Annotated in this window: 18 protein-coding genes, 1 pseudogene and 1 riboswitch; of the genes and pseudogenes, 11 read left to right on the top strand and 8 right to left on the bottom strand. The window is 60.2% G+C overall.

What is annotated here, in order from left to right:
- Window positions 1-44 precede the first annotated feature (44 nt).
- The gene (locus tag AC0V2S_RS03755; protein WP_475508553.1) at window positions 45-719 is read right to left on the bottom strand and encodes a TetR/AcrR family transcriptional regulator; all 675 of its coding nucleotides are present in this window, start codon (window positions 717-719) and stop codon (window positions 45-47) included.
- A 104-nt stretch (window positions 720-823) separates the two neighbouring features.
- On the opposite strand from AC0V2S_RS03755, the gene AC0V2S_RS03750 reads away from it, so the two are divergent.
- Window positions 824-1,666 (top strand): hypothetical protein, encoded by an 843-nt coding sequence (locus tag AC0V2S_RS03750; protein WP_475508552.1) that lies wholly within the window; start codon window positions 824-826, stop codon window positions 1,664-1,666.
- A 195-nt stretch (window positions 1,667-1,861) separates the two neighbouring features.
- On the opposite strand, the gene AC0V2S_RS03745 is transcribed toward AC0V2S_RS03750, so the two are convergent.
- The 4 genes from AC0V2S_RS03745 to AC0V2S_RS03730 form a co-directional block, all read right to left on the bottom strand.
- The gene (locus AC0V2S_RS03745; RefSeq protein ID WP_475508551.1) at window positions 1,862-4,615 is read right to left on the bottom strand and encodes a winged helix-turn-helix domain-containing protein; all 2,754 of its coding nucleotides are present in this window, start codon (window positions 4,613-4,615) and stop codon (window positions 1,862-1,864) included.
- 407 nt (window positions 4,616-5,022) lie between these two features.
- Window positions 5,023-6,393 carry a DUF1329 domain-containing protein gene (locus AC0V2S_RS03740; RefSeq protein ID WP_475508550.1) on the bottom strand — a complete coding sequence of 457 codons (1,371 nt, stop codon included), beginning with the start codon at window positions 6,391-6,393 and terminating at the stop codon, window positions 5,023-5,025.
- Between the two features lie 30 nt (window positions 6,394-6,423).
- Window positions 6,424-8,334 (bottom strand): DUF1302 domain-containing protein, encoded by a 1,911-nt coding sequence (locus AC0V2S_RS03735; protein ID WP_475508549.1) that lies wholly within the window; start codon window positions 8,332-8,334, stop codon window positions 6,424-6,426.
- A gap of 232 nt (window positions 8,335-8,566) precedes the next feature.
- Entirely contained in the window at window positions 8,567-10,249 is a 1,683-nt protein-coding gene (locus AC0V2S_RS03730; protein WP_475508548.1) for a fatty acid--CoA ligase, read from the bottom strand.
- Between the two features lie 194 nt (window positions 10,250-10,443).
- Here AC0V2S_RS03730 and AC0V2S_RS03725 point away from each other — a divergent pair, with 194 nt between their 5' ends.
- The gene (locus AC0V2S_RS03725; protein ID WP_475508547.1) at window positions 10,444-11,619 is read left to right on the top strand and encodes a thiolase family protein; all 1,176 of its coding nucleotides are present in this window, start codon (window positions 10,444-10,446) and stop codon (window positions 11,617-11,619) included.
- Window positions 11,620-11,755: 136 nt separating this feature from the next.
- On the opposite strand, the gene AC0V2S_RS03720 is transcribed toward AC0V2S_RS03725, so the two are convergent.
- Entirely contained in the window at window positions 11,756-12,388 is a 633-nt protein-coding gene (locus AC0V2S_RS03720; RefSeq protein ID WP_475508546.1) for a LysE family translocator, read from the bottom strand.
- Window positions 12,389-12,457: 69 nt separating this feature from the next.
- On the opposite strand from AC0V2S_RS03720, the gene AC0V2S_RS03715 reads away from it, so the two are divergent.
- From AC0V2S_RS03715 to AC0V2S_RS03700, 4 genes are all read left to right on the top strand, one after another.
- Window positions 12,458-13,423, top strand: coding sequence for a 2-hydroxyacid dehydrogenase (locus AC0V2S_RS03715; protein WP_475508545.1), 966 nt, complete (start codon window positions 12,458-12,460; stop codon window positions 13,421-13,423).
- Between the two features lie 43 nt (window positions 13,424-13,466).
- Complete coding sequence (locus AC0V2S_RS03710) at window positions 13,467-14,465, top strand: methyltransferase (RefSeq protein WP_475508544.1); 999 nt, start codon at window positions 13,467-13,469, stop codon at window positions 14,463-14,465.
- A gap of 36 nt (window positions 14,466-14,501) precedes the next feature.
- Window positions 14,502-14,636: riboswitch (yybP-ykoY riboswitch) on the top strand.
- Window positions 14,637-14,722: 86 nt separating this feature from the next.
- Complete coding sequence (locus AC0V2S_RS03705; RefSeq protein ID WP_475508543.1) at window positions 14,723-15,307, top strand: TMEM165/GDT1 family protein; 585 nt, start codon at window positions 14,723-14,725, stop codon at window positions 15,305-15,307.
- A 225-nt stretch (window positions 15,308-15,532) separates the two neighbouring features.
- The gene (locus AC0V2S_RS03700) at window positions 15,533-15,976 is read left to right on the top strand and encodes a ketosteroid isomerase-related protein (RefSeq protein WP_475508542.1); all 444 of its coding nucleotides are present in this window, start codon (window positions 15,533-15,535) and stop codon (window positions 15,974-15,976) included.
- A 133-nt stretch (window positions 15,977-16,109) separates the two neighbouring features.
- Here AC0V2S_RS03700 and AC0V2S_RS03695 read toward each other — a convergent pair whose 3' ends face one another.
- Window positions 16,110-16,928, bottom strand: a complete 819-nt coding sequence (locus AC0V2S_RS03695) for a M48 family metallopeptidase (protein WP_475508541.1) — start codon at window positions 16,926-16,928, stop codon at window positions 16,110-16,112.
- Window positions 16,929-17,102: 174 nt separating this feature from the next.
- On the opposite strand from AC0V2S_RS03695, the pseudogene AC0V2S_RS03690 reads away from it, so the two are divergent.
- The 5 genes and pseudogenes from AC0V2S_RS03690 to AC0V2S_RS03670 form a co-directional block, all read left to right on the top strand.
- A pseudogene (locus AC0V2S_RS03690) lies at window positions 17,103-18,380 on the top strand (cache domain-containing protein); the annotation flags it as partial.
- 15 nt (window positions 18,381-18,395) lie between these two features.
- On the top strand, window positions 18,396-19,238 hold the full coding sequence (locus AC0V2S_RS03685) for a methyl-accepting chemotaxis protein (RefSeq protein WP_475508698.1): 843 nt from the start codon (window positions 18,396-18,398) through the stop codon (window positions 19,236-19,238).
- Between the two features lie 88 nt (window positions 19,239-19,326).
- A complete protein-coding gene (locus AC0V2S_RS03680) occupies window positions 19,327-19,971 on the top strand; it encodes a hypothetical protein (RefSeq protein WP_475508540.1) in 645 nt (214 codons plus the stop codon).
- A 202-nt stretch (window positions 19,972-20,173) separates the two neighbouring features.
- On the top strand, window positions 20,174-20,611 hold the full coding sequence (locus AC0V2S_RS03675) for a nucleoside deaminase (RefSeq protein WP_475508539.1): 438 nt from the start codon (window positions 20,174-20,176) through the stop codon (window positions 20,609-20,611).
- Between the two features lie 222 nt (window positions 20,612-20,833).
- The gene (locus AC0V2S_RS03670; protein WP_475508538.1) at window positions 20,834-21,940 is read left to right on the top strand and encodes a polyamine ABC transporter substrate-binding protein; all 1,107 of its coding nucleotides are present in this window, start codon (window positions 20,834-20,836) and stop codon (window positions 21,938-21,940) included.
- Window positions 21,941-22,080: 140 nt separating this feature from the next.
- Here AC0V2S_RS03670 and AC0V2S_RS03665 read toward each other — a convergent pair whose 3' ends face one another.
- Window positions 22,081-23,016, bottom strand: a complete 936-nt coding sequence (locus AC0V2S_RS03665; RefSeq protein ID WP_475508537.1) for a glutathione S-transferase family protein — start codon at window positions 23,014-23,016, stop codon at window positions 22,081-22,083.
- Window positions 23,017-23,054: the final 38 nt, after the last annotated feature.

Below are 23,054 nucleotides of genomic sequence, written 5' to 3'. Positions count from 1 at the left end.
AGGTCCACGCATCAAAACATGCAGGCCGACCGCCTGCGCCCAACCTAGGTTGTGACGGGGCACAGCGCAGCGATCAGCAAGTCGCTGAGTACCGCCTTGGCGTGTTCGATTTCTACCCGCGCGGCGTTGCGCCCGAGTAACTCCAGCGAGGTGGTTTCCAACGCCCAGATCAGCGCGCGATAAGTCAGCGGGTCGCGGCGGTTGCCGTCGTGTTCCAGTCGCTCCACCAACAGCGCCGTCATCTCCACATGGGCGCGCTGGCGATGCCGGGCCAGGGGCGAATCAACGCGCAGCGCCTCTTCTTGCATCAGACGAATGATCGGCCCGACCGCCGAGTGATAGTCGAAGAAACACCCCACCATATTGCGCAGCCACTCCTGCGGGCTGCCGGCGCCGTGCTGCATATCGCGAAAGCGCGCCAGCAGCAGAATCACGGCAGTCTGGTAAATGCCTTCGAGCACATCCATCTTGTTATCGAAGTATTTGTAGAAGGTACGGCGCGACACAGTAGCCGCCGCCAACAAGTCGTTGACCGTGGTGTCGGCCAAGCCTTTACGGGCAAATACCGGGATGGCCGTGAGCTGAATATTGATGCGCTGCAGATGGCCCACCAACGGCCCATCTGCCACGTCGCCCTGCTGGCGAAGGGCGGCGCCGTAACCGCCGAGGTCTTCGAACACCGCCAATACGGCGCCTTGCACGGCCTTTTCCGCTTCCATTGCACGCTCCTTGAACGACCCAACCTCTGCTGGGTGACGGGGCCGGTGGCGCTGGGTACTCTTGCACCCATTCCAATAAGAAAACCTGCCGGAACGCCCTGTCGATGAAGCTAACACGCCGCCTGCTCTGGCCGCTGGCCATCCTTTTGTTGGTTGTTGCGCGCACAGCGCCAGCTGCCGACCTGTTCTACCTGGGGCAGAAAATTCCCGACATCCAGAAACCCTGGAGCAGCCGCGATTACCATCAATTGGTGGAGGCGCTGCAGAAGGTCGACAGCACCCAGGCCAACGCCCTGCCCCGGCGCAGCGGCGAGTTCACCGGGCCCATTTACCAGCGCATGGTCAGCGAAGAAAACTTTCGCCCGCAGCTTAATATCTATGCGCCGCTGGAGTTGCGGCAAAACGAAGCCCGCGAGTTGTTATTTCAACTCAAGGAGCTGATGCGCCTGTACTTCGACTTCCACGCCGCGCAGCAACCTTACGGCGCCGAAGCGCTGGGCCTGATGACCTACTCGCTGCGCCAGCAAGCGGTGTTGTTCACCCTCACCACCGAATTCTGGATGACCCTCTCGCAGCCCGAGCAAAGCAACCCAGTGCGCCTGCAAGGCCTGCAAGACACCAAGGAAGCGGCCGCCATGCTCACCTCCAGCGCGCTGGATTACCTGGGCCTGACCAAACAATTCGGCCGCGAAGACCTGGCGCTGTACGCCGCTGAATTGAGCAAGCAACTGCCCGAACTGTTCGTGCACCTGAACGCCCAGGTGCGCCCGCAAGTGTTGGCACGTATTGACGAGCTAGCGCAGAAACACCCGTACAGCGAAGTGCGCGCCAGCATGAATGAACTGCTGCCGGTGCTATTGGTGATTCAGGCGGATGTGGAAAAACAATTGGCGCTGCCGGTGGCGGAAAAGCCTGCAGCCAAGAAACTGGATCTGACCGCTCCGTAACCCTTTGCACCGTCATCCCCGCGCAGGCGGCGGTCCCACGATTCGGAATCCAGGCTGCTACCAGAGAAAAGTGCTCGGCGGAAAAGTCTGGGTCCCCGCCTTCGCGAGGACGACGCGGGTTTTAACCCAATCACCGTCATCCCCGCGCAGGCGGGGATCCAGGCTGGTGCAGGAGAAACGTGATCGACGGGGAAGCTATCTCAACACCCCCAACGCCTTGGCCCTAGCCACCGCCTGAGTCCGACGCTCAACCCCCAGCTTGCTGTTGATATGCCGTGCATGGGTTTTAACCGTGTGCAGCGAGATAAACAGCTGCTCGCTGATCTCCTGATTGGAGCACCCCTGAGCGATCAGTTTAAGCACCGCCAATTCGCGGCTACTCAGCGCTTCGGTGTGGATGCTGGTGTCTATCACCTCACCCGCCTCCTCGTCGTCGTCATCCAACTCCGGCAACAGGCTCAACAACCGTTCACGCAACGGGCACGCCGGGCGCGGTTGCAGTTGTTCACGCAGCCATTGCGGGCGCTTTTGCACCAGCTCGTTGAACGGCAACAACCCACCGCCAATGGCCGACTCCAGGCTGCTGAACAACTGATGCTGCGCCTCACGGTCACGGCCCTGGTCGAGCAACAGCAAGGTCAGGTGCACCTGGGCAAAACCACCCATCAACTGCCCGCCTACGCTTTGTGCCCGCGCGGTAAGTGACCGCAAACGACGCTCTGCATCGGCGGGTTTGCCGAGCAAGCGCTCTAGCACCGCCTGCTGCATTTCGATATGCAGCGGCAGTTGCGGGTTGTACTCCGGTGCGGCGGCCGCCTGCTCACCGCTGTACGTGCTGGCCAAACGATAAAGCCAGTCGCCAGCCAACTCGGTTTGCCCGCGCATCAGCCACAGCTCGCATTTCACCAGGGTGATCATCGCCAGGTAGTAAATCGCCGGCACGTCCCAGATATGCATCAGCCGTTCGGCTTCGGCAAGTTGGGCGAACGCTTCGTTAAAGCGCCCGCTGCGGCCCTCGATGGTGGCGAGCACGCAATGACCGATCAACACGCTGGTATCGCGGCACGCACGCGCCTCGCTGATACCGGCCAACAACCGCGCACGACCGGCTTCCGGTTGCAGGCGCAGGGTCAGCAAATAACCGTCGTACAGCGTCAGCCGCGCACGCACCGCGTAGAGGCGTTGCGGCGACAACCCGCGCATGCACTCCAGGCCATGACGCACTTCTTCCTGGGCACGCAGCACCTCGCCACGGGCCTGCAACACCCGCGCGCGGTCGTAGTAAGCGAGCGCTTCAAACAAGGGATTGCCGTAACGCTGCGCCAACTCAAGCGCATCGCGATTGAGCCCGCGCGCACGCCACAGGTCGTTGCGCACGATGGCCAGGTTAGCCAGGGTCGAGAGGCACATCAGGCGCTGCCCGCAGCGTTCCTGCGGCAAGGCCGACAAGGCTTCGCTGCAATAGCGCTCGGCCAACGCACTGTCGCCGCGGCCCCGGGCAATCACCCCGCTCAACGCCAGCCATTGGCCAATCATCGAGCGCTGCGCACGGGCATTGGGCGCCGGGAGAAAACGCGCCAATTGGCTGGCCAACTCTTCGGCGGCATCCAGCTGACAGGCCAGGGCCAACGCCCAGGCATACAACACGATCAAACGCGGCGAGCTGCTCAGCAGGCTTTCCGGCAAGTCCATTTTCCAGCGCAGCAACATGGCCACGTTCTGCTCGCCGAGCAGTTGCTCTTCCGACAGGTTCTGCACCAGGCTCGCCGCCACATCCGGCTGGCCGGCACGCAGCGCCTGTTCGATGGCTTCGTCGAGCAGGCCCTGGCCGCTGAACCAACGGCACGCACGCAAATGCAGCTTGGCGGCTGGCTGGCTCAAGGAAACCGGCAAGCGCGCCCGCAGCAAATCAGAGAACAGATGGTGATAACGGAACCAGCGCCCGTGCTCATCCAGCGGCACCAGAAATACTTGGTGCGCCTGCAAATGCTGAAGGATGGTCGCGCTGTCATGGCTGTCGCGCACGGCGTCGCACAGTTCCACGCAGAAGCGTTCGAGGAAGGCCGTTTCGTAGAGAAACTCCTGCACCTCGGCGCTCTGGCTTTCGATTACTTCTTCCAACAGGTAATCGCGGATCAGGCCATCGGCGCCGTCCAGCGAATGCCCCCAGTTCTGCGCATCGCCGCCTTCGCTGGCCGCGAGCATCCACAGGCGTAAACCGGCCACCCAGCCTTCGCTGCGTTGCAGCAGGTTATCCAGCGCCTCGCCCTGCAAATTCACGCCCTGGCTTTCCAACAACTGGCTGGACTCGACGTCGGTCAGGCGCAGGTCCTGTTCCTGCAACTCCAGCAACTGCCGCGACAGACGCAAACGCGCCAGGTGCCAATTCGGGCGTTGCCGGCTGGTGACCAGCAACAGCAAGCCGGCCGGCAAATGGTTGAGGAAAAACTGTAAGCAACGGTCCAGCACCGGGCCTTGGGCCAGGTGGTAATCGTCCAGCACCAGCAACAGCGGCGAGGCCGGGTCCAGGCGGTGGGTCAAGTCATCGAGCAAGCCGTCGAGCCACTCCTCAAAGGCGAAGGGCTGATGGCGCTGACGCAGTTTGAGCAGGCCGAGGGCTTCTTCGCCCAGACCGGGGAAACAGCGTTGCAGGCCCATGACCAGGCGTTCGAGAAAGCGCCCGGGGTCGCTGTCCATCTGGCTGAGGCCCAGCCACAGGCTTTGCCAATGATTAGGCAAACGCTCGCAGAACTCGATGGCCAGGGAGCTTTTGCCAAAACCGGCGGGGGCGGTGAACAACAGAAGGCGGCCAGACAACCCGGCGACCAGGCGCTCACACAAGCGCGGGCGGGTTATATAGCCAGCCGGCAGCGGCGGGCGGAAAAAACGCCCCTCGGCAGCGGGAATAGTGGGGAAAGCCAAACCTTGCGAACTGGAAAGATCGGTCATCGGCAGATTCTTGTTTTTGGGCCTGTTGACGTCGCGTAGCAAACATCCATCGCGGTTCACTCCATGGGCAGGCTCCGCGCAACAAAGCGGGCAGCCAATGCGCGAACGCTTTGCAGCCTAGCCCCTTGAAGCAAGCATTTGAAGCGAATACCTCGCAACAGCCCGCCTTTTTGCATAAAAATCGGACCAATCAACCGCAATGCTTTCGATCTAGCGATTCCAGCCTCCCACAACTCGAGAGCGAGCGAGCTAGAGCGAGGCAAGGCGCCCCGCAGCTTTTAAGCGCAGCGTACTCCAGTACGTGAGCATTAAAAGCGAGGACGCAACGCAGCATCGCCGACGCGCAGCCGCTCGCTAAGCAACAAAAAAAACCGGCCCTAAGGCCGGTCTTTTGTTGCTAACCCAACTTACCGAACGCCGGATTGGCGGAGGGCAGCTGGTGTGTAGTCAGACTCGGACGCTTTGTAGTTGAAGTCGTAAGCCTGTTTCTCTTCGTTCTTCATGCCCAGAGCGATGTAACGGCCCGAGAGCAGGTCATACAAGGTTTCCAGGGTGTACCACGGCACTTGCTTGTCGTAGTAGTACTCAGCCTGGGCCTCGGCCACACGCCACAGGGTGCCACGACCGTCGTAGTGGTCGCCTTCGGAAACCTGCCAGGTATCTTCGTCCAGATAGAAGTCACGCTTGGCGTAGATATGACGCTCGCCTTCTTTCAGCGTGCCCACTACATGCCATACCCGGTGCAGCTCGTAACGGGTCAGGTCCTGGTTGATGTGACCGGCCTTGATGATGTCGTCGTACTTGAGGTTCGGCGAATCGAGGCGGTAGTTGTTGTACGGAATGTAGATCTCTTTCTTGCCTTCGAGCTTCCAGTCGTAACGATCCGGTGCACCGTTGTACATGTCGAAGTTATCCGAAGTACGCAGACCATCGGACGCGGTACCCGGGCCGTCATACGACACTTGCGGGGCACGACGTACACGGCGCTGACCGGCGTTGTAGATCCACGCCAGGCGCGGCTCTTTAACCTGGTCGAGGGTCTCGTGCACCAGCAGTACGTTACCGGCCAGACGCGCTGGTGCGGTTACTTGCTGCTTGAAGTAGAACAGGATGTTGCTTGGCTTGCTCGCGTCGTAGTCGGTCAGGTTGCTGCGGAACGTAAACTGGTCCTGGAAGTAAACCAGCGAGTACGAACCGTTGGCCTGAGGGGTCGCCTGAGTAATGGTGCGCATCAGACTGCCGCCGCGATAGCGGGTGATCTGGTTCCAGATCGCTTCTACGCCGTCCTTAGGAATCGGGAACGGATAGGCCGTCTCGAAGTTCTCCAGGCCGTTACCACCTTGCACCAGCTTGGTGTTCACCGCGTTCTTCTTCACGGCCGCTTGCACTTCAGGGGGCACGGTAGCGGTACGGTGTGTGGTGAATACCGGAATCTTGTAGGTTTCCGGGTAGCGTTTGAACATCGCGTACTGGCCAGGGGTGAGCTTGTCTTTGTACTTGTCGACGTTCTGCGCGGTGATCACGAACAGCGGTTTTTCACTGGCGAACGGATCGCTCAGAAAGCCCTTGCTGTCCACGGTGCCGGCGTTCTTTGGCAGGCCACCGGTCCAGGCCGGAATGCTGCCATCGGCGTTACCGGCCATCTCGGCGCCAACCGGCGTCAGGGTGGTACCAAGCTTGGCAGCTTCTTCGGCCGAAACGGCCGCCATCACGCTAGTAGCCAACAGCGACAGTGCCAGGGCAGCGCCAGTGTTCAGCAGACTCTTTGTTATTTTCATCGTCATACCTTCCTCAAAGTTCCTGTCTGCTTAGAAGTTCACGCCGAAGCTGAGAGCGGCGAAGTCGCGGTCCACCAGGGTGTTGTAGTCACCACCGAAAAAGTTGGTGTAGGACAGGCTGGCGGTGTAAGTGTTTTGGTAGTCGGCGTCCAGACCCAGGCTGATGGCTTTGTTGCCTTCGTTAAAGGAACTGTTCGGGCCATAACCGTGCACGTCATGCGACCAGGCCACGTTTGGCTTCAGGTTGATACCGGCGAATACGCTGTTGTAGTCCCAGATAGCGCGAGCGCGGTAGCCCCAGGAAGTAGCGGTAGTGAAGCCATCGTTTTCGCAATACTTGCTGACGTTCTTGGTATTGGTACCCAAGGTTGCAGCGTTGAGGCCCACGCAGCTATTGCCTGGCAGAGGACCAGGACCGTAGATCGGGTCGCGGCCGTAGCGCACATCGTTGGTGTCCTCCAGGCCGCCGACATGAACCACGCCAACCTCGCCCACCAGCGTGAAGCGCTCAGCGCCCATGACCTGGTCGAAGAAGTGGGTAAAGGTGGTCTGGAACTGGGTGATTTCCTTACGGTTGTAACCGTTCAACTCCGCATTCGGGCCGCCGTCCAGAACGGACGCGCCGGCATAGGTGCCGCCGAGATATTTCACGCCTGCGTACAGAATGTCAGTGGAGTTGATTTGCACCGGAGCGTTCGGACGATAACTCAGCTCGCCGCTCCAGGCGGTACCTTCGGGCAGGGTAGTGGAGAAGCTCAAGCCATACAGGCGGATATCTTCCGGGTATTCCATGAAGTAGGAGGAGTTACCGGCTACTACCAATGGGCCCAGAGAACCCAGCGCATTTGCGGTGTTATAAACCGCTTGGCTAGGCGAAGAAGCGCTGAAGATTGGCGTACGGCTGTGATAGTTCATGAAGTACGCGCCGAACTCAGTATTCAACTCGTCAGCGAAGTAGCGGAAGGCGGTGCCCCATTGGCCACTATCGCGAGCGTCACGGTCCCCAGCACGACGAACAACAACCCCTTCGTCCGGGCTGTTCCAGGTCACACCAGCTGCCTTCAGTGCTGCAATACGCGCAGCCGAACCTGCCGCGGCGTTCGCAGGCGGCAAGCCCAGGCCGGTCAGCGTGGCGTAAAGGGCGTTATACGTGCTTTGCTCAGTGCGCAGCACGGCCAGATTGCCGTCGCAACCATCAGCCACGATATCCGGCTGAGCAAAAAAGGTGCCGCAGTTATCGGTTACGGTCTGGTCCCACTCCAACTGGTAGAACGCTTCCATGGAGAGGTTTTCGGTGAGGCTTTGCTGCACCGAGAACATGTTCACCGGAATCAGACCTTCCTTGATTTCCGCGCCTGGGCGGCGGAAGGCAGACACGTCAACCGGGTTCACCGAGTTGATGCCGTTCTGGATAAACGTACTTTCGCCCCAGCTCAGTACCTGCTTACCCAGACGGACGCTGCCCGGCTGATTGGCAATGGCATAGTTGTGGTAAACGAAGGCGTCGAGAATCTGGCCGCCGGACGACTGCGCGCCCTCTTTGCGGTTGCTATCAGAAATGTCTTTGAACTCGCGGCTTTCGTCCTTCAGTTCAAAGTCGTACCAGTACTTGCCACGAACGAATACGCCGGTGTCGCCGTATTTCAGTTCGAGATCATGGATACCTTTGAAAATCTTCGAGAAGGTTTCGCCGCTCTTGAAGTTCAGGTGCGAATCGTCGGAGGTCTGGGACAGACCGTTGCCGCCGTTGTTAACCCCAATCAGATCTTTGTCGGCACCGGTAGTCGACCAGCTCGCGCCCACAGACAGCGACGAGTCAAACGAGCCTTCGATTTCACCGACGTTAAAAGAAACTGCAAATGCGGGTGTGGCGAGGGTGGTGGCGAGGCTGACGGCCAGTGGCAGTTTTGCCCGGCGCCAGAACGTTCTTGTTGTTTTCATCGACGCTACTCCATGTTTCTTTTTTTGTTATGGATGGCAGCGACTATAGGTACAAGGTCGTACGAAATGATCCATCTAAAGTGTGATTTGAAGGCGCCAACCACTCTGGAATGCAGGTTTCGGCGGCTTCAGAATGGGTACAAGAGGCTGGAAGTGGCGCAAGGCCAGCGCTTGAGGGGCCAAGCGCTTGCTCGGGAGGCGGGCCGTAGGAGGTGTTTACGGCCCGTTACATTCAAAGAGTGGACAAAAAGGCGCTGCCGGCCTCCTGCCATTGGGCGATATCCAGACGAATACGTTTCTTATCCAGCTTGCCGACACTGGTCTTGGGAATTTCGGTAACAAGGGCAATCTGCGACGGAATCGCCCACTTGCTCAGCAGCCCTTGCTCCACAAATGGCTTGAGGTGTTCCTTCAGACTTTTCGCATCCAGGCTGTGACCGTCGCGAGCGACCAGCAAGGCAAACGGGCGCTCGCCCCACTGCGGGTCGGGAATACCCACCACCGCCACTTCACGTACGCCAGGGTGGCGGCTGACCAAATCTTCAAGCTCCAAGGACGAGATCCACTCGCCGCCGGTTTTGATTACGTCCTTGATACGGTCGCGAATATCGATAAAGCCCATGTTGTCGAGCGTGGCCACGTCGCCGGTGTGCAACCAGCCGCCTTCCCACAGCTCTTCACTCTTCTGCGGCTCCTCGAAATAGCCCTGGGTCAGCCACGGCGCGCGCAGTACCAACTCGCCCTGCGCCTCGCCATCGGCGGGCAGGAAGTTGCCGTCGGCATCGACAATCGCCGCTTCCACCAACGGTACCGGCACGCCGGCCTTGATCTTGTAGGTGGTGCGCTCGTCTTCGCTGCCGGCCAGCAGCTCGTCATTCATATGGGCGCAGGAAATCATCGGGCAGGTTTCCGACATGCCATACGCGGCCGTCAGGTGAATGCCGCGCGCCTTGGCCGCTTCGTACAACGAGCGGTTGAGCGAACTGCCGCCGATGATGATTTTCCAGCCGTTGAAGTTCACGTCCTGCGCGGCCTTGGCGTTCATCACCATTTGTAGAATGGTCGGTACGCAGTGGGAGAAGGTGACCTTCTCTTTCTTCCACAAACCGACGAGCAATTCAGGATCGTAACGGCCCGGGTACACCTGCTTGATGCCGAGCATGGTCGCCACATACGGCACGCCCCAGGCATGCACATGGAACATCGGCGTGATGGGCATATACACATCGTCATTGGCCATCAGTCGCGGCGTATGCACCGCGCCCATCATGCTGGCCATGCCCATGGTGTGCAGCACCAGCTGGCGGTGGGTGAAGTACACGCCTTTCGGGTTACCGGTGGTGCCGGTGGTGTAGAAGGTGGTGGCGACCGAGTTCTCATCGAAGTCGGGGAAGTCGTACTGCGGGCTGGCAGCCGCCAGCAGTTGCTCGTACTCGCCTACCAAGCCAGGCAGGTCGGCAGTTTTGTCGGCGCCGTCGGTGAGCAGAATGGTTTTCTCGACGGTGGTCAGCGCACCTTGAATGCCCTGGTAAATCGGCAGGAACTCACTGTTGACCAGCACAAAGCGGTCATCGGCGTGGTTCATGGTGTAGAGAATCTGCTCCGGGGACAGGCGGATATTGATGGTGTGCAGCACGGCGCCGATCATTGGCACGGCGAACATGCATTCCAGGTAGCGGTGGCTGTCCCAATCCATCACGGCCACGGTGTCGCCGGCTTTCACCCCGGCGCTGGTCAGTACGTTGGCGAGACGGGCGACGCGTTCGTTGAAGGTCAGGTAGTTGTAACGCACCAGGTCGCGGTACACGATTTCCCGGGTTTTCTCGTAGCGACTGCCTGACAGCAGCAAGCGTTTGATCAACAGCGGCGCTTGATACGCGTTGTCAGCGGGTTTGATTACTCGGGTTTGCAGCATCTGTTCACCTGTGCACACGGCTATAAGAATTCTTGTTATGCCCACTCTAGAGCGCTGGGCTTACCCATAAATCAACCAAAAGAATGATTTCAACGTGACTCTTTGGCCACTTTTGGTCACGAGGTAGAATCGGCTCCATCGGCCGGTATTCAGCGGCCGCACCACATGTACCAGAAGAACAAGAGGACAGCGAAATGAACGACATCGTTATCGTCAGCGGCGCCCGCACCCCCATGGGTGGTTTCCAGGGCAGCCTTTCCAGCGTTCCAGCCGTCGACCTCGGCGCCCTGGCGATCCGTGAAGCCGTGCAACGCGCCGGCATCGACGCCGCCGATGTGCAGGAAGTGATCATGGGCTGCGTACTGCCCGCCGGCCTCAAACAAGGTCCGGCCCGCCAGGCCTCACTGAACGCCGGCCTGCCCAGCGCCACCGGTTGCACCACCATCAACAAGCTCTGCGGTTCCGGCATGAAAGCCGTGATGCTCGCCCACGACGCGCTGAAAGCCGGCACCAACAGCGTGATGGTGGCAGGCGGTATGGAGAGCATGTCCAACGCACCGTACATTCTGGAAAAAGCCCGCGGTGGCTTCCGTATGGGCCATGGCGAGATCAAAGACCACATGTTCCTCGACGGCCTGGAAGACGCCCGCACCGGTCGCCTGATGGGCTCGTTTGCCCAGGAAACCGCCGACAAATACGGCATCAGCCGCGAAGAGATGGATGCCTACGCCATCGAGTCGCTCAAGCGCGCGCAGAAGGCGATTGCCGACGGCTCGCTGGCCGCTGAAATCGTGCCGGTTACCGTCACCAGCCGCAAAGGCGAAGTGGTTGTGAAGGACGACGAGCAGCCACTGAACGCCAACCTGGATAAAATTCCTGGCCTGAAACCGGCCTTCCGCAAAGACGGCACCATCACCGCAGCCAACGCCAGTTCGATCTCCGACGGCGCCAGCGCTCTGGTGCTGATGACTGCCGACGAAGCAGCCCGTCGCGGCCTCAAGCCACTGGCCAAAATCGTCGCCCACGCGACCCAAAGCCAAGACCCGAGCGAGTTCACCATTGCGCCCATCGGCGCCATGAGCAACCTGTTCGCCAAAACCGGCTGGAGCAAGAACGACGTTGATCTGTTCGAAATCAACGAAGCTTTCGCCATGGTCACCATGCTGGCCATGCGTGAGCACGGCCTGGACCACGCCAAAGTGAACGTCTACGGCGGCGCGTGCGCCCAGGGTCACCCGGTGGGTTCGACCGGTTCGCGGATCATCATCACGCTGATCAACGCGCTGAAAAACACCGGCGGCAAACGCGGTGTGGCGTCGTTGTGCATCGGTGGGGGTGAGGCGACTGCGGTGGCGATCGAGCTGCTGTAAGCGTTAGCCCGAAATGAAAAAGCCCGGCGTAAATGCCGGGCTTTTTTATGCCTTTCAAAATCCATCGAGGCTGAAGCCTCTCCCACAGGGTTCGACCGTCTTTTGTGGGAGAGGCTTCAGCCTCGAGTTCTTGATCTTAGGGCATCCGCGCCAACGCCACCTTGATGCCCAACCCCACCAACACCACCCCCATCGCCCGATCAAACCAATGCCCCATGCGCGAAAACCCGGCACGCACGCGTTCCTGGCTGAACAACCACGCCACCATGCAGAACCAGATGGCCGTCGCCGCCGCCAGGTACACGCCATAACCGGCCTGCACCAGCAACGGCGTATGCGGATTGATCACCACGGTAAACAGCGAAAGGAAAAACAGCGTGGCCTTGGGGTTGAGGCCGTTGGTAATAAAGCCGCTGACAAACGCGCCGCGCGCCGTGCGTTGCACCGGCTCAGCCACCAGTTGTTCTTCATTACCCGGAGCGGCCGGCTGCGCGCGCAACGCCTTGATGCCGATGTACACCAGGTACGCCGCCGCCAACCACTTCAATGCACTGAACAGCACGATCGACTGCGACACGATCAGGCCGATGCCCAGCAGCGAATAGGTGACGTGCAGGAAAATCGCGCAACCCACGCCCAGTGCGGTCCAGGTTCCGGCGCGCCGCCCATTGGCCACGCTTTCGCGCACCACCACGGCGAAATCCGGGCCGGGGCTGGCCACCGCCAGCAGGTGAATCAGGGCAACGGTCAGAAACTCCGTCCAGTACATGGTCACGCTCCGAAGTAAGGTAGGCTGGCAACGATACGCCCTCCCCCGCCTGCAAAAAAGGTACAGCTGATGACCAACCCCAGCCGCGCCGTGTTCCTGGATCACGACTCCCTCGACCTCGGCGACCTCGACCTCGCGCCGCTGCACGCCGCCTTCGGCGAGCTGACGCTGCATGGTTTCAGCACCCCGGACCAAGTGACAGAGCGCCTGCACAATGCCGACGTGGTGATCACCAACAAAACCCCCATTACCGCCGCCACCCTGGCCGCCAACCCACAGCTGAAACTGGTGTTGGTGGCCGCGACCGGCACCAACAACGTCGACCTCGTCGCCGCCCGCGAACACGGTGTGGTGGTGAGCAATTGCCAGGGTTACGGCACGCCCTCGGTGGCGCAACACACGCTGATGTTGCTGCTGGCCCTGGCCACCCGTTTGCCGGATTACCAACGGGATGTTCGTGCGGGTAAATGGCAGCAGTCCAAGCAGTTCTGCTTGCTGGATTTCCCCATCGTGGAGCTGGAAGGCAAAACCCTCGGCTTGCTCGGTGCCGGTGAATTGGGCAGCGCGGTCGCCAAGCTGGCCGAAGCGTTCGGCATGCGCGTGCTGCTCGGCCAGTTGCCGGGACGGCCTGCTCGCCCGGACCGTTTGCCGCTGGAAGAACTGCTGCCGCAAGTGGACGCCCTGACCCTGCACTGCCCGCTGAACGAGCACACCAAAAACCTGATCGACACGCCGCAGCTGAACCTGATGAAGCCCACGGCCTACCTGATCAATACCGCGCGCGGTGGGCTGGTCAATGAGCAGGCCCTGGCCGATACCCTGCGCCGTGGTCATCTGGGTGGCGCGGCCACCGATGTGCTGATTCAGGAACCGCCGGTTGACGGTAATCCGCTGCTGGCCGACGACATTCCACGCCTGATCATCACCCCGCACAGCGCCTGGGGCGCCCGTGAAGCACGGCAACGCATCGTGACGCAGATGACCGAGAATGCCGCGGCGTTCTTCACCGGTGCGCCGCGACGACAGGTCGGCTAAGCTGCCCGGCTTTTTGCTCGAGCGCCTATTCAAGGAGAAGCCCATGGACCCGCGAAGCGAAGTATTGCTACGCCAGCAGGAGCTGTTCACCGGCAACCTGCTGTTGGCCGGCCTACCCGCCGACGACCTGCTCGGCCAATTGCCCAACGCCCATGGCTGGAGCTGGCACGCCGGCGACCAGGGCAATCTTGACGCGCGCTTTGCGGGGCGCTGCCACTTTGGCGTGGAACCGGGCGACAGCAGCTTCGACGCTGCCGTGGTGTTTCTGCCAAAATCCCGTGAGCTGACGGACTACCTACTACACGCCCTGGCCGCGCGCCTGGCCGGTCGCGAGTTGTTTCTGGTCGGCGAAAAACGCGCCGGCATCGAGCGCGCTGCCAAGCAGCTGCAACCCTTCGGCAAGCCGCGCAAACTCGATAGCGCGCGGCATTGCCAGCTGTGGCAAGTGACCGTGGAAACCGCCCCGGCCACGCCCGATCTCAATGCGCTCGCGCAACGCTACGAGCTGCCGCTGGACGACGGCGCACTCACGGTTATCAGCCTGCCCGGCGTGTTCAGCCATGGTCGTCTGGACCGTGGTACGGCGCTGTTTCTCCAGCATCTGGACAAGTTACCCACAGGCCACTTACTGGACTTTGGCTGCGGCGCCGGCGTGCTCGGGGCGGTGCTTAAACGCCGCTACCCGCAGAGCCAGGTGACGATGCTGGATGTGGATGCGTTTGCCGCCGCGAGCAGTCGTCTGACCCTGGCCGCGAATAATCTTGAGGCTGAGGTAATTACCGGTGACGGCATCGACGCCGCGCCGAAAAACCTGATGGGCATTCTCACCAACCCGCCGTTTCACGAAGGTGTGCACACCCATTACCAGGCCACCGAGCACCTATTGCGCCAGGCGAAAAAACACCTGGAGCACAAGGGCGAGCTGCGCCTGGTGGCCAACAGTTTCCTCAAATACGCGCCGATCATCGAAGAGCACCTGGGGCCGTGTGCGGTGCTTGGGGAAGGTCAGGGCTTTCGGATCTATCGGGCAAAACGGCATTAACTTTGGCTTGCCGCTTACAGATTCCTCGGGCAGAATCCGCTCCGTCCTAGGGGAGTAGTCTCCCGCAAGCAACGCTTTCACGCGTTACTTCGCCCGGCACGCGTCAACATACTTGCTCCTCAGAGCATGGCGCGTGCGACCCAAGGTCCGCTCAGACGGACCCAGGGGTTTGACAAGACCTATGACACGTAACTCCTTACCCGGGGCGGGAAGTAGTTCGTGTCATAGCCGTGTCTACCCGCCCCTGAGGAAGCCTGATGCTTGATTCCCTTCTCGTTCCAACCGGTATTGTCGCCTTGGCTGAAATTGGCGATAAAACCCAGCTGCTCGCCTTGATTCTGGCAGCACGCTTTCGCAAACCCTGGCCCATCATCGCCGGTATCATCGCCGCCACCCTGGCTAACCATGCCGCTGCCGGTGCCGTCGGCGCCTGGTTCGGTAGTCTGTTCTCCAACGCTGTCTTGCACTGGATTCTGGCCGTGAGCTTTGCCGCGACCGCGCTGTGGACCCTGGTGCCCGACAAAATCGATGACGAAGAAACCACCACCGCCCGCAAGTTCGGCCCCTTCCTCACCACGCTGATTGCGTTCTTCCTCGCCGAGATTGGCGACAAGACCCAGATCGCCACCGTGATGCTGGCCGCGCAATATCCGGAGCTGTGGCTGGTAATTATCGGCACCACGCTGGGCATGCTGATTGCCAACGTGCCGGTGGTATTGGCGGGTAATTTTGCGGCGGACAAGTTGCCGCTGACCTTGATTCGCCGCCTGGCTGCGACGGCATTCTTCGTGCTCGCCGGTATCGCTATCTACAAGGCGATGCAGGCTAGCGGAATGGTGTAAGCCTGCGAAATTCTGGGCCCCAGCATTCGCTGGGGTGACGATGGACGCCGCACAAATCACCGTCATTGCATCGCAGGCCGGAATCCAGAATTTCGGACGTAACGCACATACCGAGAAGCCGTTTATCTGACGCCACTCCCCTGGCGTTTCGGCCAATGCCGAATGACGGCGGCGCGATGCACAGTTTGCTGCGTTTTTTCCTTCAGCAAACCGCAGAGCGCCGCTATGTCATTGGATGATATGAAAAGGCTGGTACGCCACCACATCGACCTGTCGTGGAACAAAGGTCGAACCGCCCTCGCTGAACAACTGCACAGCAAGAGTTTTCTCTACAAGAGTTCGTTTGTAGGTCGCCCGCTCAACAGCGCCGATTTCGGCCTGATGGTGCAGGAGATCCGCAGCGCCATGCCCGATCTGGTCGTGGTGGTCGAGGAAACGATTGCCGAAGGCAACAAGGCCTTCACCTGGTGCACCCTGATCGGCACTTTGGAAAAACCCGCCCTGGGTTATCCCGCCAGCGACAAAGTGCTGAGCATTTCTGCCATGGCCTATTGGACCCTGACCTGCTCAGGCGAAATTGAAGAGCTGTGCACCATCTTCGATATGGAAAGCTTCCGCGCCCAGTTGGGCCTGGTGACCCGACCGTACGCGGAAGTGGCGTTGCCCTGACTTCAGCTCTGCTCTTTGTGGGAGAGGCTTCAGCCTCGATTGGTCTGGCCTGCAACAGATACCTGCAGGCCAATGCCACGCTCAAAAACATCGAGGCTAAAGCCTCTCCCACAGAAGCCGAACTACTTCCCGCTTATTTCGGTTTAGCCTGCTGATACAACGGCTCAACCTTGGGAATCGCCGCCTGAAGCGACGCAATCCGGCTGCTGTTGGCCGGGTGCGTGCTCATGAATTCCGGCGGCGCACCTTCGCTGGCTTTGCCCATTTTCTCCCACAGGGTGATGGCAGCATTCGGGTTGTAGCCGGCGCGGGCGGCGAGTTCGAGGCCGAGCAGGTCGGCTTCGTCTTCGTTAGCGCGGCTGTTTGGCAGGGTCATGCCGTATTGAGCAACCGTATCGGCCAGGGCCATGGTGTCCTGGCCTAGACCGAGCAGCGCACCTGCGCCTTGCTTGGCGATTTCGATGCCGTAGGCTTTGGACATCGCTTCACGGCCATGCTCGCGCAAGGCATGAGCGATCTCATGGCCCATCACCGCCGCCAGCTCATCGTCGGTGAGTTTCAGCTTATCGATCAGGCCGCTGTACACGATGATCTTGCCGCCCGGGCCGCAGTTGGCGTTCAGCTCATCGCTGTCCACCAGGTTCACTTCCCACGCCCACTGCGCCGAATCCGGGCGCAGCTTTGGTGCTTGAGCGATCAGGCGCTTGGCCACCGCATCGACGCGCTTGGCGTTGGCGCTGGTCTTGTCCAACTGACCTTTGCCTTTGGCTTCACTCAGCGTTTGCTGGTACGACTGCGCATACATCTGGTTGACCTCTTGGGTCGACAGCATGCTGAACATGTACTGCTTGCGCTCAACACCCACGGAATCGCCGCTGGTGGTGTTTACAGCCTGACACGCGCTCAAGAGCAGGCAACCTGCCAGTGCGGTCAAACGAAAGGAATGCTTCATACCGGTCCTCCATTACAGGGCCCACATGCTAGTTCGCCCACCTTTGCAGAACAACCTCACTTGCGCTCTGGCATTCGGCCATCTTTGCTACACGAGACCGGGCATTAATGCTTTCGCAGTAGTGTGCCGATACGCCAGGGACCGGCTGTTAACAAGTCCGACGTGGGGGTTCCTATGCGTTTTAAATCCATCCAGTTCTCCGTGGCCCTGTTGGCCGGTGCCAGCGTCTTGGCCGTCGTCGTGGCATTGGTGCTGTATTCGCTGTTTGCCGGTGCGCGCACCCAGGAGCTGGTAAAAACCAGTACCCAGTCGCTGCTCGAAGACATGATTCACCAGCGCCTCACCTCCCTGGCCCAAGCCCAGGTGAGCCAGGTGCTCAAAGAGCTTGAATACCCATTGGTGATCGCCACCAGCCTGGCGCAGACCAACGCGCTGGGCGGTGAAACCGATGCCAGTGGCGCACCGGCGCTGACGCAAACCCGCGAAGGGCTGCTCAACCTGCTGCAAAACGCGCTACAGAAAAATCCGAAACTAGTGGACGCCTATATCGGCTGGGAAGTGAACGCCTTCGATGCGCAGGACGCCGCCTACGCCGGCCAGACCGCCAAGGGCGCCAACGACACCGGGCGTTTTATTCCCTGGGCCTATCGCAAAGATGACGGCAGCCTGACCCTGGACACCCTCGGCCCGGACATCGAAAGCGACAAGCTCCTGCCGACCGGCGTGCGCGCTGGCGAGTACTACCTGTGCCCACGGGATAAAAAAGTCACCTGCCTGATCGACCCGGCGCCCTACGAAATGGGCGGCAAGATGGTGATGCTCGCCTCGTTCAACGTGCCGATTCTGGTCAAAGGCAAGTTCCAGGGCATCGTCGGCGCCGACCTTACCGTCGACTTTATCCAGGAACTGCTCAATGCCGCCGACAGCAAGCTGTATGACGGCGCCGGCGAACTGGGGCTGATTTCCGACAACGGCCGCATCGTGGCCTACACCAAAGACCCGAGCAAACGCGGCACGCCCAGCGCCGAAGTGCTGCCGGGCATGGGCGACCTGAAGTCCCTGCCGCTCAACCAACCCACCTTCAGCACCAACAAAGACACCGGCGTGCTGCAGCTGCTGATGCCGTTCACCATAGGTGACACCGGCGCGCGCTGGACCCTGGTGCTGCAGCTGCCGGAAAAAGCCGTGTATGCCGAGCTGCGCAACCTGCACAAAGAACTCAACGACCAACGCCAGACCGACACCCTCGGCATGCTGGTGGTGGGCCTGTTGATTGCCGGCGTCGGCCTGCTGGTGATCTGGTTCGTCGGCTACGGCATTGCGCGGCCGCTGAAGCAGATGGTGGCGATGCTCGACGACATCGCCAAAGGCGACGGCGACCTGACCAAGCGGCTGCAGGTGGACCGTGCCGACGAGCTTGGGCAGATCGCCAATGGCTTCAACACCTTCCTCAACAAGTTGCAGAACATGATTCGCGACGTGGTGGGCTCGGTGCAGAAGGTCAGCGACTCTTCGGAAAACACCGCCGATATCGCCATCCGCACCAACGAAGGCGTGCAACGGCAAATGGTCGAGATTGATCAGGTGGCCACCGCCGTGCACGAGATGACCGCCACCGCGCAAGACGTAGCGCGCAACGCCACGCTGGCCGCCGAGTCTGCCAACGCCGCCGACCGCTCGGCCAACGAAGGCAAGCGCATCGTCAACAACACCTCGCAAGCCATCGCCTCGCTGGCCACCGAAATCGGCCGGGCCGTGGCGGTAGTGCAGAACCTGGCCAAGGACAGCGAAAACATCAACGCCATCCTCACCGCCATTCGCGGCATTGCCGAACAAACCAACCTGTTGGCCCTTAACGCCGCTATCGAAGCGGCGCGGGCCGGCGAACAAGGCCGCGGCTTTGCCGTGGTGGCCGATGAAGTGCGCAACCTGGCGCAGAAAACCCAGCAAGCCACGGAAGAAATCCAGGCCATGATCCAGCAGCTTCAGCAAGGCACGCGGGAAGTGGTGAAGGTAATGGAAGACAGCCAGGGCAAAACCGACGACAGCGTGCGCCATGCCGCCGATGCGGCCGGCGCGCTGGATGCCATTACCCAGGCTGTGTCGGTGATCAACGACATGAACACCCAGATCGCCAGCGCGGCCGAAGAGCAGAGTGCGGTGGCCGAAGACATCAACCGTAACGTCACCAATATTGGCCAGGTTGCCGCCGAGGTGGCCGGCGGTGCAGATGAAGCCAGTCAGGCCAGTGCGGAGTTGACCAAGTTGGCCGAGCAGCAGCGGCGGTTGATCAATCAGTTCCGGGTGTAAAAGTCGTAGGTTGGGTTGAGCCAAAGGCGAAGCCCAACGATAAGGAGGGTTTGGCCACCACACTGTTTTGGACGTGATGGTGGGAGTTTTGAAGTGTTCTGCTTGGCAGCGGTGGCGGGGCTGGTTTCTTTGTATCGTTGGGCTTCGCTTTGCTCAACCCAACCTACGCCTCGATGCAGTTGATGTTCAAACAGCAAAAAGCCCGGCATCCGCCGGGCTTTGTTTTTTACAGCGTCAGCGCTTAGCTGATACGGCTGGCGCCTACGTGGTCTGCACCACCTTCGGCTACGCGGTTAGCACCTACGTGATCAGCACCATCTTCAGCTACACGGTTTGCACCTACGTGATCAGCACCATCTTCGGCTACACGGTTGGCACCTACGTGATCAGCACCATCTTCGGCTACGCGGTTGGCACCTACGTGATCTGCACCGTCTTCGGCTACGCGGTTGGCACCTACGTGATCAGCACCATCTTCAGCTACACGGTTTGCACCGCTGCGATCAGCACCGCCTTCGGCTACACGGTTAACAGCAGAGCGGTCGGCACCACCTTCGGCTACACGGTTTGCGCCGGTACGGTCAGCGCCACTTTCGGCGACTACCGGGGAATTCAGTTGTTGGTACAGGTCGGTGGCGTGAACGGTTACTGCGCTAGCGGCCAATACGGAGAGGGTGAGGCTGAGGATCAGTTTGTTGGTTTTCATGATGTTCGCTCCAGAAGTTTGTTTTGAGTTTGTTTTGCTTGGGTGTGGAGCGAGTATTGATCGATTTATTATGAGTAAAAAGCGCAAATATCCGGCTTTATCAATCTACTAATTCGATACGTATAGAAAAAACGCCTATGTTCAGTCAGTTAGCGGGCGCTGGCATCCGGCAAAAGAGTGCTCTAGGGTAAGGCTCACAGCCATTTCCCGCGCAAAACCAGGAGAAACCATGGACGCTTTTATGCAAGCGGCAATCGAGGAAGCGCAGTTGGGGCTGGCCGAAGGCGGCATTCCCATTGGTTCGGTGCTGGTGCACGACGGCCGCATCATTGGCCGCGGCCATAACCGCCGGGTGCAGGAAGGCAGCGTGATCAAGCACGGTGAAATGGACGCTCTGGAAAACGCCGGCCGGCAACCCGCCAGCCTGTACCGCGAGGCGGTGCTCTACACCACCCTCTCGCCCTGCCCCATGTGCAGCGGCGCCATTCTGCTGTACGGCATTCGCAAGGTGATCGTGGGCGAGAACCAGACCTTTATGGGTGATGAAGAACTGCTGCGTTCACGCGGGGTGAACGTCGACGTGCTGCAGAACCACACCTGCGTGGCAATGATGGAGCACTTTATCGCCGACCAGCCGCAGCTGTGGAATGAAGATATCGGCGAGTAATTGCCGGGCAGCGCACTGACGCTGCCAACGACCCCGCCCCTCACATCCAGCGATTTTCCATGCGTGCACGCGCGAACGACAGCGTACCGGGCAGCCCCTAGATTCGAGCCACTGCCCGCTTTACCTGTTTGCGCGCCAACCACTCCCGTGGCTTGGCAAACCCTCACCGAATCGACGCCGGCCTAATTCCAACTCACCTGCGCGGTTCACTGGAGTACGCATATGAAAGGCTCGTTCGGCAAAACCACGCTTAGCTGTGCAATGGGGCTGTTATTGGGGTTCACACTGCAAGCCAGTGCAGCCCAGCAGGAAATTCACTTCGCCAACTGGGCCGACTACGTTGGGCCAACCACCTTCGCCGATTTTGAAAAAGAAACCGGCATCAAAGTGGTGCTGGAACCCTTCGACTCCAACGCCATCCTGGAAACCAAGCTGCTCACCGGCAACTCCGGTTATGACGTAGTGGTCACCCCGGCCGACTTTCTCGCCCGCCAGGTAAAAACCGGCATTTATCTCCCGCTGGACATGGCGCAGCTGTCGAACAGCAAAAACCTCAATCCCTCGTTGTTGAAGCGCCTGGAATCCTCCGACCCGGGCAATAAATTTGCCGTGCCGTACCTGTGGGGCACCGTGGGCATCGGCTACAACGCGGAAAAAGTCAAAGCAGCGTTCGGCGACAACGCGCCGGTCAATAGCTGGGACCTAGTGTTCAAACCCGAGAACCTGGCCAAGCTCAAAGGCTGCGGCGTGGCGATGCTCGATGAGCCCACCAAGATCATTCCGCTGGCCATGCTCTACCTGGGCCTGGACCCCAACAGCGAAAAAACCGAGGACATCGCCGCCGCCACCAAGCTGCTGAAAACCCTCACGCCGTCGATCACCTACTTCAACTCCACCAAATACATCGCGGACCTGGCCAACGGTGACATCTGCGTAGCCATCGGCTTCTCCGGCGACGTGCTGCAAGCACGGCAAAGCGCGATTGATGCCGGCAACAAAAACACCGTCGCCTACAGCCTGCCGAACGGTGGCAGCAATATCTGGTTCGACAACCTGGCCATCCCGAAAACCGCCAAAAACGCCGCCGGCGCCCACGCGTTTATCAACTACCTGCTGCGCCCGGACGTGATTGCCAAAGTCAGCAACTACCTGCATTACGCCAACCCCAACACGGCGTCGCAGGAATTGCAGGACGCGGCCGTGCGAGAAAACCCAGCGATCTACCCGGATGAAAGACTGATCGACAAGCTGTTCGTCAGCCTGCCGCCGTCGCAAGCGGCGATGCGCGTGATTACCCGCAGTTGGAGTTCGATCAAGTCAGGGATCTGAATTAAAAGCGCACACAAAAACGCCCGGTCATTGCCGGGCGTTTTCATTTAAGAGCATTGAGGCTAAAGCCCACACAATGGATCGCGCCCCTGTGGGAGAGGCTTCAGCCTCGATTCCTGGAAAAGGCTATTTCCCAGGAATCATTGCGCTTCGATCTTGAAGCCATACCGCGGAAAGTGCACATGCACCACACCGCCACGCGGATCTTCGCGACGCAGAATCAACTCCTCACGCCCGGCATACAGCAGCTCACCGGCTACCGGGTCTACGCCGTAATCGGTCGCGGCAATAATCACCTGCTGCCCCGCCTTGAAACCGTTCGGGTCTTCAAACACCTCATCCGGCAGCGGCGCCGGCGTTGCGGTGCGAGCCACTTCCAGCGCTTCTTCGGCCGTCATTGGCGTCGACGAACCATGGCCGAAGCCAAGTACGCGAGCGAACCAGGCAGAAACCAGCGGGTAGTTATCCACAAGCGGCGAGGTCACCGGCGTGGCCTTGAGGAACCACAACTGGTGGGCCAGGGCGAAGTCGGCATGGCTGGCTTCACCAAACAGGAAATCGCTGCCGCTGGCACTGAGCTGCTGTTCCAGACGCGCCATCAATTGCGGCCACTGATGCTGTGCTTGCGCCAACGGCACACGCGCCGCGGTGCCACCACTAAACAGGCCAGCACGGTCGGCGATAAACGCTTTCACCGCTTCGGGCGGCAGTTTGCCAAAACGGATGGCGACCGAATCCGGCTGGAACACCAGCGCCACCGAGTGCTGAAACAGCACTGAATCGATCCAGTTGGTAAAGCCGGTGATGGCGAACAACTGCTCGGCCGGGAACAACGCGGGAGTGGCTTTTTCAGCTTCCAAACGGCGGGCAATCAGTGCGGTGTCGCAATAGATATCGGCGCCGACTTGCAGCACCGGGGTCTTGCGGTAGCCGCCGGTGAGGGCGACCAGATCCGGCTTGGGCATCACCGGCGAGATCATTACCGAGCGCCAGGACAGCTGCTTGAAGCCCAGCATCAGGCGGGCTTTTTCGGCGAACGGCGAAGTGGGGTAATGGTGCAGGATCAACTCGTGCATAGCAGGCTCCGGGGCGCTTTATGAACGCTGGAGCTTAC

It is taken from the genome of Pseudomonas sp. CC11G, assembly GCF_056174845.1.
This window is presented reverse-complemented; position numbering and strand designations above follow the sequence as displayed.